This window comes from Moorena sp. SIO4G3, assembly GCF_010692305.1.
In the GTDB taxonomy this organism is placed as follows: Bacteria; Cyanobacteriota; Cyanobacteriia; order Cyanobacteriales; family Coleofasciculaceae; genus Moorena; species Moorena producens_A.
In genome coordinates this window covers 1-12,754 of sequence record NZ_JAAHIG010000262.1, presented here as the reverse complement: position 1 = coordinate 12,754, position 12,754 = coordinate 1, and the positions used below count along the sequence as shown (strand labels likewise).

Annotated in this window: 14 protein-coding genes; 4 read left to right on the top strand and 10 right to left on the bottom strand. The window is 46.1% G+C overall.

Annotated features, from left to right (window positions below; translation table 11 throughout):
- Positions 1–135: 135 nt before the first annotated feature.
- From F6J99_RS31875 to F6J99_RS31855, 5 genes are all read right to left on the bottom strand, one after another.
- Positions 136–783 carry a Uma2 family endonuclease gene (locus F6J99_RS31875; protein WP_293118997.1) on the bottom strand — a complete coding sequence of 216 codons (648 nt, stop codon included), beginning with the start codon at positions 781–783 and terminating at the stop codon, positions 136–138.
- Positions 752–940, bottom strand: coding sequence for a hypothetical protein (locus F6J99_RS31870; protein ID WP_293118996.1), 189 nt, complete (start codon positions 938–940; stop codon positions 752–754). The genes F6J99_RS31875 and F6J99_RS31870 overlap by 32 nt, the downstream gene beginning before the upstream one ends.
- A gap of 212 nt (positions 941–1,152) precedes the next feature.
- The gene (locus tag F6J99_RS31865; RefSeq protein WP_293118995.1) at positions 1,153–1,332 is read right to left on the bottom strand and encodes a hypothetical protein; all 180 of its coding nucleotides are present in this window, start codon (positions 1,330–1,332) and stop codon (positions 1,153–1,155) included.
- Positions 1,333–1,353: 21 nt separating this feature from the next.
- Positions 1,354–1,488 carry a hypothetical protein gene (locus F6J99_RS31860; RefSeq protein WP_293118993.1) on the bottom strand — a complete coding sequence of 45 codons (135 nt, stop codon included), beginning with the start codon at positions 1,486–1,488 and terminating at the stop codon, positions 1,354–1,356.
- Positions 1,478–1,627, bottom strand: coding sequence for a hypothetical protein (locus tag F6J99_RS31855; protein ID WP_293118991.1), 150 nt, complete (start codon positions 1,625–1,627; stop codon positions 1,478–1,480). The genes F6J99_RS31860 and F6J99_RS31855 overlap by 11 nt, the downstream gene beginning before the upstream one ends.
- Positions 1,628–1,942: 315 nt before the next feature.
- Here F6J99_RS31855 and F6J99_RS31850 point away from each other — a divergent pair, with 315 nt between their 5' ends.
- The gene (locus F6J99_RS31850) at positions 1,943–2,155 is read left to right on the top strand and encodes a hypothetical protein (RefSeq protein WP_293118989.1); all 213 of its coding nucleotides are present in this window, start codon (positions 1,943–1,945) and stop codon (positions 2,153–2,155) included.
- 721 nt (positions 2,156–2,876) lie between these two features.
- Here F6J99_RS31850 and F6J99_RS31845 read toward each other — a convergent pair.
- The 5 genes from F6J99_RS31845 to F6J99_RS31825 all read right to left on the bottom strand — a co-directional run bounded on the left by F6J99_RS31845 (position 2,877) and on the right by F6J99_RS31825 (position 8,662).
- Entirely contained in the window at positions 2,877–3,311 is a 435-nt protein-coding gene (locus tag F6J99_RS31845) for a hypothetical protein (RefSeq protein WP_293118987.1), read from the bottom strand.
- A 48-nt stretch (positions 3,312–3,359) separates the two neighbouring features.
- Positions 3,360–5,150 carry a glycosyltransferase gene (locus tag F6J99_RS31840; RefSeq protein ID WP_293118985.1) on the bottom strand — a complete coding sequence of 597 codons (1,791 nt, stop codon included), beginning with the start codon at positions 5,148–5,150 and terminating at the stop codon, positions 3,360–3,362.
- Between the two features lie 202 nt (positions 5,151–5,352).
- Positions 5,353–6,429 (bottom strand): MraY family glycosyltransferase, encoded by a 1,077-nt coding sequence (locus F6J99_RS31835; protein WP_293118983.1) that lies wholly within the window; start codon positions 6,427–6,429, stop codon positions 5,353–5,355.
- Positions 6,430–6,478: 49 nt separating this feature from the next.
- Positions 6,479–6,889 (bottom strand): hypothetical protein, encoded by a 411-nt coding sequence (locus F6J99_RS31830; RefSeq protein ID WP_070395877.1) that lies wholly within the window; start codon positions 6,887–6,889, stop codon positions 6,479–6,481.
- Between the two features lie 243 nt (positions 6,890–7,132).
- Positions 7,133–8,662, bottom strand: coding sequence for a hypothetical protein (locus tag F6J99_RS31825; RefSeq protein WP_293118980.1), 1,530 nt, complete (start codon positions 8,660–8,662; stop codon positions 7,133–7,135).
- A 320-nt stretch (positions 8,663–8,982) separates the two neighbouring features.
- On the opposite strand from F6J99_RS31825, the gene F6J99_RS31820 reads away from it, so the two are divergent.
- From F6J99_RS31820 to F6J99_RS31810, 3 genes are all read left to right on the top strand, one after another.
- Positions 8,983–9,159 (top strand): hypothetical protein, encoded by a 177-nt coding sequence (locus F6J99_RS31820; protein WP_293118978.1) that lies wholly within the window; start codon positions 8,983–8,985, stop codon positions 9,157–9,159.
- Between the two features lie 1,054 nt (positions 9,160–10,213).
- Complete coding sequence (locus F6J99_RS31815; protein ID WP_293118976.1) at positions 10,214–10,363, top strand: hypothetical protein; 150 nt, start codon at positions 10,214–10,216, stop codon at positions 10,361–10,363.
- Positions 10,364–10,501: 138 nt separating this feature from the next.
- Positions 10,502–12,754: SLBB domain-containing protein (locus tag F6J99_RS31810; protein ID WP_293118974.1), on the top strand; the 2,253-nt coding region annotated here is incomplete at its 3' end.

Below are 12,754 nucleotides of genomic sequence, written 5' to 3'. Positions count from 1 at the left end.
TGCCTTGCGCGTAGCGCTATAGCTGATAACTGATAGCTGATACGCGACACGCTGATAGCTGATAGCTTACCCTGAAACTCTTCCCCCTACTCCCTACTCCCTACTCCCTACTCCCTACTCCCTACTCCCTACTCCCTACTCCCTATTCCCTTCTTCCCCAAGAAGTCGAACGAATTCTCGCAGAGCCACACTAGAACCAAACTGCCATGCCCTATTAATGTATTGGGGAATTACCTCTTTGACCGGGAAATTTGGAAAAATTTCGCTGGTTTGAACCTCTAAATAGTGTCCGCGTTCAAATCGATAGATGTAAATTGTGTCCGCTTTATAAATCCAAACTTCTGGAACAGCTAGGGGAATGTAGTCGTTAATATCAGTAATGGAAGTCAGGTCAATTTCTAGGGCGAGATCCGGTGGTGGATCTTGGCTCAGGTCTAGTCTTCGCTTTCCTAAAATTGCTTGATAATTTTCGATGTAGAAACAAGCATCTGGCTCCACTCCAGGCATCCCAGCTTTCCGAAGGGTAATCGGATCAAAGCTCTGCCAATCTCTTCCTTGATACCGTAGCAGTGCTTTAACTAAGTCAGTCAGTATATCAGCTTGGTTACCGTGTTCAGGAAGAGGAGCCATCAGCAAAATCTGATTATCTCGAAATCGCATGCGAATACTAGCCCGATCACCAAGCTTTACCAAAAGCTGCTCATAGTCTTCCCAAGTTCCTGGAAACCGCAATTGAGTCCCAGGAGCTAGATCAATAGTGGTTGGGGTGATTGTGGGCAACATATAGGGAAGGGAGTAGGGAGTAGGGAGTAGGGAGTAGGGAATCGGGAATCGGGAATCGGGAATCGGGAATCGGGAATCGGGAATCGGGAATCGGGAATTGGGAATTGGGAGCAGGGGGGAGAAGAGGGGAGAAGACTGGCAAGTGTAGAACTGGCATCTTGCCAGTGTCCCAACGGTAGAACCGGCATCAAGCCTGTTTCATTTCTGGGCAGGCAGGATGCCCACCCCGCTCATATTCATTGCGCCCCTCAGCAATACCCTTTTATTCAATAGCTGATAGCTGATACGCGACACGCTGATAGCTTACCCGACTCCCGACTCCCGACTCCCGACTCCCGACTCCCTACTCCCTACTCCCTACTCCCTACATTACAAATCATCAGGATTGACCCCAAGGCTACGCAATCGTTCTGCCAGTTGAACCTGATAGTTTGAGCATAGCATTTTGGGGAATAGGGAACAGGGAACAGGGAAAAGGCAAGAGGCAAGAGGCAAGAGGCAAGAGGCAAGAGGCAAGAGGCAAGAGGCAAAAAATCCTGTGTACCTCATAGCTGTGAGAAACGCTATAGGTCATGAACAGGGAACAGGGAGTAGGGAGTAGGGAGTAGGGAGTAGGGAGTAGGGAATAGGAAATAGGGAAGAAGGAAGAGGCAAGAGGTGAAAAATCTTGTTTACCTCATAGCTATGAGAAACGCTATAGGTCATGAACAGGGAACAGGGAGTAGGGAGTAGGGAGTAGGGAGCCTCGGAGCAGGGAGTAGGGAAGAGGAAATAGGGAAGAAGGAAGAGGCAAGAGGTGAAAAATCTTGTTTACCTCATAGCTATGAGAAACGCTATAGGTCATGAACAATGTAAGTATTCAGCTAATAGCTGATCGCTGATCGCTGATCGGTGACCCTGAAACTCTTCCCCCTATTCCCTATTCCCTGTTCCCTATTCCCTACTCCCTACTCCCTACTCCCTACTCCCTAAAATAATAGACACACAATCTCCCCCTTAATCACTTTCCTGCTGTTGACATCACAACTAATGAAAAGTGGTGTGGGGAGAGACTGAGATCAATAGGACCATCGAAGCCCACTCCTAAACATAAGGTTCTAGATAGTAATAACTAGCTAGTATTTAGTTTTAGCGGTCAGTAGTCAGTAGAACAGGAATCTTGCCTGTTTCCTCAACTGTGTTCAGTGGTCAGTGGTCAGCTTTTAGCCTTGGCCAAAGGCCACGCTACGCGAACATCCGTCAGCCGTGGCACAGGCTTCCAGCCTGTGACTTAACTCAAATGCTTACCTGTTGTCTTGATGCAGTCGCTCATGGGGGAAACCCCCAAGACCGCGCTGCATCGCTTATTCAAAAGCTGATAGCTGATAGCTGATAGCTGATAGCTGATAGCTGATAGCTGATAGCTGATAGCTGATAGCTGATAGCTGATAGCTGATAGCTGAGAGTTTACGATTATATCTTAAACAAATCCGTCAATCAAACCTTAGTAGTTAACCCCCAATTATTTATTCTTATTAATCTATAGGTTTCAGGACTATTTAGTAATAGTTTTAATTGTTTTTTGATAAATTTTGATGTCCTTAATTTGTATAAATATCCGCTCATAGCATAAGCAAAATATAAAAATATTTCGTTAAATTAGTGGTGATTATTTAAGCACTAATTCTGTATTCTTAGTAACCTAGAGCTTTCAGGATAATTTACTAAATTTATGTAATATAGCATTGATTATATATCGCTACGCATTAAGCTTAGGACATTGATACAAGCAGCAAAAGCTGTTGTAGTAAACTTTTGCCTTTTGCCTCTTGCCTTTTGCCTCTTGCCTTTTGCCTTTTGCCTTTTGCCTTTTGCCTTTTGCCCTTGGGCGTAGCCCTATACCTATGAGCTCAAGTCTCTATTGGCGCTGATTGCGCTGATTGCATTTAAGATATTATTAATTAGTACTTTTGCTTTCAAAGGATCAGCAAAATACGTAATTATTAGAATAATTGATATAATTATTGAGAGAAAATTGTTTAATCTTTAATTGAATTTTATTAAAAAATAATCCCGGTAAATAATACTATCAAAAAACAGCCCATAAGTCAATGTCATAGGGAGTAGGGAGTAGGGAGCAGGGAGCAGGGAGCAGGAAACAGGGAGCAGGGAAGAGGCAAGAGGCAAGAGGCAAGAGGTAAAAAATCCTGTTTACCTGATGAGGCGATATAGCAGTTATTGCATTTATGAGCTACACTTATAAACCTCAAAGTCCCCCTTGTTAAGGGGGATTTAGGGGGATCCCTTTGTATCTCATGGGAAATAGCCCCAGTAGAGTGGGCATCCTCCCCGCCCGAAAATATATTGACACTGGCAAGATGCCAGTTCCACCAAGATGCCAGTTCTACCAAGATGCCAGTTCCACCAAGATGCCAGTGGCCATCCTCCCCCCCCGAAAATATATTGAAACTGGCAAGATGCCAGTTCCACCAAGATGCCAGTTCCACCAAGATACCAGTTCCCATCTCCCCATCTCCCCATCTCCCCATCTCCCCATCTCCCCATCTCCCTACTCCCTACTCCCTACTCCCTACTCCCTACTCCCCACTCAACGCTTCACAAAGAACCTGATCATACTGTTTAGCAATCACCTCAGGGGTAAAATTCTCTAATAAATACTCACGACCAGCCTGACCTAGGGACTTGACTAACGCCTGATTAGCCGCCAGAGAGCGGATATAGTCAGCCAGACCTTGGCTGTCTCCATTCACGAAGCTGGCACCGCACTTAGCCTTGGCGATCAGCTCCGTTAAGTATGCCTCCCTAGAGCAAATCACCGTCACCGGAACCCCAGCCGCTAACGCCGAGTAGAGTTTGCTAGGAGCCACTAAGGTTTCCATACCAGGCATCACACTCACTAAGGAGAGATCGCAAGCGGTTAAGGAGTAGGGCAGCACCTCTTTGTCTTGGTAGGGCAAAAACAGAAAATTAGTTAAGCCTAAGCGCTTCACGTCCTCGATTAACGTTTCTCGCTTCGCGCCACTACCAATACAGACAAACTGAATCGGTTCGTCTTTGAGCAATTTAGCAGTCTCAAGAATCGTGTCGATATCATGGCAGCGCCCCATATTACCAGAGTAAAGCACCGTAAACTTATTTACTAAGTTGTGCTTCTGGGCAAACCAGTTATCTGGCTTGGGCAGTGGTACAATCACATCTGGGTTAGCCCAACTGTGAATCACCGCCACCTTGTTAGCCAATTTAGGACAAGTATTTATCACTCGTTGCTTCATGGCTGAACTGAGCACAATAATTGCCTCCGCTTTACGCCACACCCGACGATTGAGACCTCTCCAAAATCGAGCCAAGGGATGATTGTGACCAATCACTCCTAACTCTACAGCAATGTCTGGGTAAAAATCGTAAATTAGGCAAACATAGCGCATACCAAAAATCTTACGAGCCAGGTAAGCAACTACAGGGAAAAACGGTGGCGCAGTCGTTAATAACACCAAATTACGACGACGACAGTTTTTAACTAAGTGCAAAAAGGCTCGCACAGCAAAAATTAAGCCATTCATAGCCTTACCACGAATGCGCTGAGGCCAAAGTTGAGACGTACGCGATCGCTTAATTTGTACTTTTCCCAACTTCTCATACATTGGTGCAGTGGCAGTCTCAAAGGCATAGCCTGGTTGCCCAGTAAACACCTTAATATCGATACCTTGTTTGCCCAATTGCATCACCAACTCTTGAATAAGCTGGCCAGTAGCAGCATAGTCAGGAGGAAAAAACTGAGTTAGTACAGACAGCCGCAGAGACTCCTCACTAACTGTATTTGTTGGTAAGCAGTCTTTAATTGGGTTTGATATTTTTAGTTGTTTAATGAAAACCATAGGTCCACTGATAGTCTTTTCAATTGTTTTAGGGAATCGGGAATCGGGAATCGGGAATCGGGAATCGGGAATCGGGAATCGGGAATCGGGAGTCGGGAGTCGGGAATCGGGAAGAGGCATGCTAGCAAGAGTAAATGTTGCGTAGGGTGCGTTAGGGACGGGGGAGCCCTGATTGTCTCGGTAGCTTAAGACAATCCGTCCCGTAACGCACCACTTTTGTTCTAGGGAGTAGGGAGTAGGGAGTAGGGAATCGGGAATCGGGAATCGGGAATCGGGAATCGGGAGTCGGGAGTCGGGAATCGGGAATCGGGAATCGGGAATCGGGAATCGGGAATCGGGAATCGGGAGTCGGGAGTCGGGAATCGGGAATCGGGAGTCGGGAGTCGGGAATCGGGAATCGGGAATCGGGAATCGGGAATCGGGAAGAGGAGCTTTGGGGAGGGGGCGCGCGGAGATGGCGCGCGGAGTATGGGGAGATGGCCATCTGGCCATCTCCCCAGCCACGTTTACAATTCAGATGTAATAAAATTTGTAGCAATTCTCGTACTGATCACGTACAAAGAATTTTTTCCCGACTCCCGCCTTCTCAGCGCTATTCCCTCCTTATTAAGACTCCTTCCTTCTCAGCGCTATTCCCCCCTTACTAAGGGGGGTTAGGGGGGATCCCCACTCCCTGCTCCCTGCTCCCTACTTCCTACTCCCCACTCCCCACTCCCTGCTCCATCGAAGAGCCATCAACAGACTCCCATGCTCTCCAACTGACCAATCCCAGTAAAATCGTTGTGCTACCGACAATTACCGGACTGCGAGGAAACTGAACACAGACTAGGGCTAAACTGCCAACCCATAAGGTCAGGGCGTAAATCACTAACACCGTTAGTCGATGAGACAAACCTGTTTTTAATAAACGATGATGGAGATGCCGTTGATCCGCCTGGAACGGTGAGCTACCATGATATAATCTCAGGATAATCACCGCAGACATATCTAAAAGGGGTACGGCCAAGACCACTAAGGGTAAGAGCACTGTGGTAGCCACTGCCCCCTTCACCAATCCCATCACACTCAGGCTAGCGATGGTGAAACCGATGAAGTAGGAGCCACCATCTCCCATAAAAATTTGGGCTGGATTGAAGTTGTAGTACAAAAATCCTAATAAACTCCCTACTAATGCCGCACTAATTAGTGCTGCCTCAGTTTCGCCCATGAACAAACTGAGCAGGAAAATCATCACCCCAGCAATCCCAGCCACTCCTGAAGCCAAGCCATCCAGTCCATCAATCCAGTTTATGGCGTTGACAACCCCTGTTAGCCAGAAGACAGTCAGGGGTAAGCTCAGCCATCCTAACTCTACTATTCCCACTCCTGGCAGACTGACAACGCTAATCTCCAGCCCCATTTCCCAAGCGACACTAGCCACTCCCGCTTGCAGTAACAAGCGCGTTAAGGGCGATAAACTCACCAAATCGTCGGTGACGCCAATCAAGAAAAAGCAGAAACTGCCGAGAACAACTGCCCAAACCTCTGAAGAAACGCCAGGGGGAAAATCAGCCAACCCTCCTAGACTCCATACTAAAAACAGAGCCAATAAGGTGCCAGCAGCAATAGAAATTCCCCCTAAACGCACCATTGGTTGTCGATGCACTTTACGCTCGGCTGGTAAATCTGTGTACTGATACTTGATGGCAGCCGCTTTAACTATCGGAATAGTATTGAAAACAATGAAAGCGGCAACAATGAAGGCAACTACATAATATCCAGAGGAAACCATGGTGTAATGGCGTAAAAATTACCAGCTCTCAGAACTAAGATTTACCGATTTATGGAAGGACAGGTGGCTCAGGAAGAGTTTCCACAAGGTCAGCAGCTTCAGCTAGTAAAGTGCCTAAGTCTGGACAACCAGACGCCGCACAAGCTTCTATATCGTCGAAAAGGGTTTGAGCAGTGTTGAAAAAATCAGTATAATCGTCCACTGCTTGTTCAACTCCTTCGCGAAATGCCTGGCGGCGTTGCTGACGGGCTTGCTGGCGTTGCTCGCGGAATTCCTGGCGAGCCCGAGCCCGAATAATGTCTTCTATGATACCGGTAATATCTGACTGGTTAACCTGAGCCAAAAGAACTTCTGACGACTCATTAGCACCAGCAGGAAAAACTGGAGTTAATCCTAGCGCCAAAGTAGTGATTGCCATAATACTGGCAGTTTTAGTTTTAATTGAGGGAATCAGTTTCATGATTTACTTCTGTGAATTTACCTCGGTATAACCTGTTAGCTGGGTGGATCTCATATTTGAAAAGTTTGCTAGTGGTGCTTCAGGGGGGCTTGCCCTCATTTTTCGCCTCCTAGCTAGCGTTGAGACAGCCCGCCCGAAAATTGTAACGGGCAAGATGCCCGTTCCACCCACCGAGCCAAACAGCAAAAATGAGATGCATCCTGTGAGCTTGCCTTAACGGCAGTTGAGACCTAAACCAGAATCTTAGAAAATCAGATCCAGCAGAGAGATAACATCTCCCACTGAGCCACCAACACCCATAACAAAACGGGCTCCATCCCCTGCACCAGTAATATCTCTGACGGCGGGAGTAATTACGATAGGGATATTTTTAAACGGGGCAATGGATGCACCGATGGTTAAATCTTGTCCCGTCCACTCCGTAATTACATTTAGCCACGGCAGCACTCCCACACCTACACCACCAAAGACACCAAAACCATTTTCCCCATTCAATACTTTTTCTTCACTGCGAAACCGACCTGTACCAGCGCCCACAGTAACTACTGCTACACCAAAAGGTTTATCAATGTTATCTCTAAGGCGAAGCACCTTGGTAACTGCCCCATAGTAAGTATCTTGGACATCAACTGCTCCATCGTTTCCTACTTCAATGATCCCTTCTCCCCCTACAGCAACACCCCATCCCCGATCAAATTGAGTGTGTAGTTTAGCATTCACAGCTCCACTTCCAAAGGCTCGGCTACCACCAAAGCTATTCATGCTATAGGAAATCTGTAAACCCACTGACTCTTTAGCGTCTCCAACACCAAAGCCAAATCCTAAGGTTCCATCCGAACCATTTCCAAGCAAACCACCCTGACCACCGCTATAGCGGGTGCGAGATTGAAAACCAGCACCAATAAAGCCTTGGAACTTATCAGCTCCAAATCCGGAGGGATTAGCAAGGCTAAATCCTGGAAAAGCTGTACGAGGCTTACGTGACTCAGTGGCTAATCGGTATAACTCTAGTCTCTTTTTGTACTCGCGGAGTTTCTCTTGAATGTCTGGCGGAATTGGGGAAGCATTTGGAGATTCAGAGGCGTTAGTGGCGTCACTGGCGTCACTAGCATCACTAGATTGAGACACTTGAGAAACTAGTGTGCTTGATAGTGATCGTCTGGTTTTGGTCAAGCCCCCTAAATCCCCCAACTTTGGGGGACTTAGTGATCGTCTGGTTTTGGTCAAGCCCCCTAAATCCCCCAACTTTGGGGGACTTTCAGAGTTTTGTTCCCCCCAGAATTGGGGGGCTAGGGGGGCGGAATCATACCCAGAATCAGCAACGCCAGAAAAACTGCTTGCGGTAGAGGTTAATCTTCCTTGAGTTATACCAGTTTCAGTGGTGACCTTAGCAACCGAGTTAACTGGATAATTAACTGGATAGTTAACCTGATTACCACCAACTAGTCCAGCTCCCAAGACTGGAGTACCTACCTTAGAGATGGCACCGAGGTGGTTAACTCCTTCTGGACTAGTTTTAATCTCACGGTCAGTAGTACTGAGCCCCACAGGAGTTGCTCCTAGCAGTACCTTTACCGATGGACTCTTAACAGTAGGATTAACAGTAGAAACAGAGGTTCCTAAATCCTTGTACTTAGAGTATGAATTAAAGGCAGCGCGGTCTTGGGGGTTCCCCCCATCAGCGACTGCCGCAGTTGCTGAAGCTTGACCCCCGATAAACCAAGGAGTTAACACCGCAAAACTATAGGTTGCAAGTTTGGAAATGTGAATCATGCCTTAAGCTGACTCTGAATTTTAGTGTCAGTCCGTAACGTTTAAATAATATAGGTGTGGTATAGCGTACTCCCAGAAAAAAGATGCAGGAATTAACCTAAGATGCACTCAAAAATTGTTAATAGAACGGAGCCGATTAGTTAGTGACTACAAGAGAATAGTTTCTCCTCATAGCTGAACAATAATCAACTCGATTTAGTTCTCGTATCACTTCTACTAACATTGAAATTAACATCAGGATTTCTTTAAAAGACTTTTTTTTTAACTTATTTCATTGATTAACAATTATTTTTTAAAAAATTATAGCGTTTCTAGGACTCATGAGGTACACATTATTTTTTACTTCTTCCCTCTTCCCTCTTCCCTCTTCCCTCTTCCCTCTTCCCTCTTCCCTCTTCCCTCTTCCCTCTTCCCTCTTCCCTCTTCCCTCTTCCCTGCTCCCTGCTCCCTGCTCCCTGCTCCCTAAAAACCAGAAATTTGTACCTCACAAGTTGTAGAATTGCTATATGCCTCTAAGGGTTAGAATTTTTATGTCAAGTTTTATAGTTTTTTAGGGATAAAAATGGATAGTGCAGAGGCTGTAAACTATGTAACACAAACTTTAAAATACCTGATAAGTAAGGAAAAAACTATATAGCGTTTAGCGTAGCTATGAGGTACAGATTATTTTTCCCTCTTCCCTATTCTATTTTTGCTCTTTCCTGCTCCCTGCTCCCTGCTCCCTGCTCCCTGCTCCCTGCTCCCTAAAAACCAGATATTTGTACCTCATAGGTATAATAATTGCTATATTTATTTCAACGCTATCAAATAAAAAAAAGGAACAGGGAGCAGGTAGAAAATCCAGTGTATCTCACTTGTCATCAAAATTGCTATATTTATTTGAACGCTATCAAATAAAAAAAAGGGAGTAGGTAGCTAAGAGGTTGTCTGAGAAGTCCCATTTGCTACATCCAAGCCCCCTCCCCATCTGTAAAAAAGCGAAGCATCCGCTAATTCCCCCCAGAATTGGGGGGTTAGGGGGGCGGGGGACTTTAGAAGCAAATTGACTCTTGTTCCCCCCAAAGTTGGGGGGCTAGGGGGGCAAAATTCAGTATCAAAAAACTTTTCAGATATCCTCTAAGGCCGTGAGCCACGCTTACTCGCAGAGCCAGACCCTGTGCGAACGGGAAGGGAGTAGGGAGCAGCAATGCATGGCTGCATGCCTGAATTTTCCTTTAAAAAGATCAGCAATTTCGGTCACTCGTGATCAGAATTGCTATATTCTCGCTGATGAAAATTGGCTCCCTTGGGTTATCGTCTCCTTTCTACTAACCTTAAGGATAACCTCAGGATTTCTTTAAATTAAGGGAGCAGTTAAAACCGAAGTAATTTTATCAATTGGTAGTCATCGTTAAAAATGAAGTTAATATGAAGTTGTAAATTCACGATTACCTTCACATTTTTTATTCACATTTACAATGGTAAATCCAAGAGAAATGATACCTTTAAATTTTCGAAAGGTAACAGCGGATCTGGGAACTTACGAGTGTGGGGAGATGGAGAGATGGGGAGATGGGGAGATGCACCTTTTCCTACTCCCTACTCCCTACTCCCTACTCCCTACTCCCTGCTCCCTGTTCCCTACTCCAAAAGAATTCTGTAGGGAATAATCCTGATAATTACCCTAAGACCAGTATTAAGGATAGAGATCCATTAACTTAGTCTATTAAGTTAGTTTCCTGCTCCCTACTCCCTACTCCCTACTCCCTAAAATCCAGAACTTAGAAAAACTTTACTGACAAAATTTTAAACGTGCTTAGTCCAAAAATTGGAGTTTGTTGAAGTCCATCAAATAATCCCATGTTTAAAGCTTTAGTACTGATTCCCGTGTCAGCCGCCGCTAGCTATTGTATAGGGTATGGGCTGAGTAATAATTGGAATTACAACGATCATCCTATTCTCCAACTGATTTCTGCTGATCAATCAAGATTAAATCTCGGCAATCTCGGCAATCTCGAAAATCTCGGCAATCTCGGCAATCTCGGCAATCTCGGAAAAAACGATACCAATCCCCAAGAGTCACAAACTATTCCTGCACCACAACGGTTTCCTAAGGGAAAGTTTTCCCAGACCCGGTCTCAGTTAGACCGAGGTAAGTCATGGCCAACCTCACTAGCTATTCCCGGAAAAACCGTTAGCCCACAAACCGTTGCAACCATTAAACCACCCCCCCTTCCTCCACCCCTTCCTAGGGTAACGGCTAGTCCGGCAGATATAGTACTACCGATTAAAATCCTACCGAGCAAAAAACTACGGATTGACCAAATTGTGGCTCGTTCCGTTGGCAGTGATTTGATCAAAATGCCATGGGAAACCGTGGAGCCACCTCCAGTAAAGGTACCCAAAAAACCCCCAGCTGATAGGATTGCCACCATCCCTAAGGTGAAAAAACTAAGCAAATCAAAGGTGGTAGCAAAGGCCAACACTACCAATCGACCTGTGATGAAATTAACCTTTAGCTCAGACCTGAGGTTAGTTAATGGTTCATTTTTCGAGATTTCTAATCAACCACAGGATTATCCCGAGCTAATCGTTGCCGATGCCAACTTAGCTGCTCCTGGGAAGTTAGCTATGCTTACCTTCAGGGAATCACTGCCTAATGCTGAACAGGCCAGGGACATTGTACTTGCTTCGGCTATTGCTGAATCGACCATTGCTGAATTGGCTATTGCTCAATCTACACTAACACCGTCCCCAGGTCAGTCTTCTGAAGGTCAGTCCACAGAGATCCAACCTCTACCAAGCTTTGAGCAACCTACCCAGACCCTACCATCCCCCCCAGGTCAGTCCACAGAGATCCAACCTCTACCCACCTTTGAGCAACCTATTGAAACAATACCATTTCCCAGTCTTCCTGACCTTACCACTCCTGCACCTCCTGTAGAGTCATTTAGCCCTGTGATCGACCAGACCTATACCCTTGGTGCAGGGGATGTGATTCTAATTACTATTTTCAGGGTTCCGGAGTTTAGTGGCCAACAACAGGTTGGTGTGGATGGCTCTCTGAAGTTGCCCTTAGTGGGGAAACTGACCGTTGAGGGCATGACCTTAGAAGAAGCAGAATTTGCGATCGCAACTAAATATCAATCGGAATTGCGCTCTCCTGCCATCACCGTCAGTTTACTCCAAGCCCGCCCGTTACAAATCGCTATTTCCGGGGAAATTAAAAAACCAGGCTCCTACGTTTTACCGTTAATCAATAATACCCAATTTCCCACTATCGCTCAAGCGGTGCAGCTGGCTGGGGGGATGACCCAATCAGCAGATTTAGAGGCAGTCGAAATTCGGCGTACTCAACCTTCTGGTATCACCGATAGGATTAGGGTTAATCTCTCACAACTGCTGCAAGCTGGTGATTTGAGTCAAAACCTGATTTTGCGGGATGGGGATGTAATTATGATTCCAGCCACCACTGAGGTGGACTTAGCCAAAACCGCTCAACTCGCAGCATCTAATCTAGCGAGCAGTGACGCCATATCTGATGTGGCGGTGGTGGGGGAAGTGTTTCGACCAGGGGCTTACCGCTTAGGAGGAGGACAAAACCTAGCAGGAGGAGAAAACGGCGCTAGTCGCCCCACCGTTACTCAAGCGATTCAAACCGCTGGCGGGATTAAACCCTCTGCTAATGTGCGACAAATTCAAGTGCGTCGTCCTACTCGCAATGGCACAGAACAGCTAATTGACATCAATCTCTGGAAATTATTACAAGAGGGAGACCTCAGCCAAGATTTGGCCTTGCAAAGGGGAGACACAGTGATTATTCCTGCTGTCACAGAAATCACTGCCGCAGAAGCTGCTCAAATTGCCTCCACTAACCTTTCTCCAAATATAATTCGCGTCAATGTTTCCGGAGAAGTTAAACAACCAGGAACAGTGGAAATCCCATCGAATACCACCCTTAATGAAGCCTTGCTTTCGGTAGGCGGGTTTAATGAGCGCTCAGAAGAAGTGGTGGAGCTAATTCGTTTTAATCCTGATGGTAGCCTAACCCGACGGGAAATCGAAGTCAATTTAAAGCAAGGACTTAATGACGAAACTAACCCTCTGCTATGG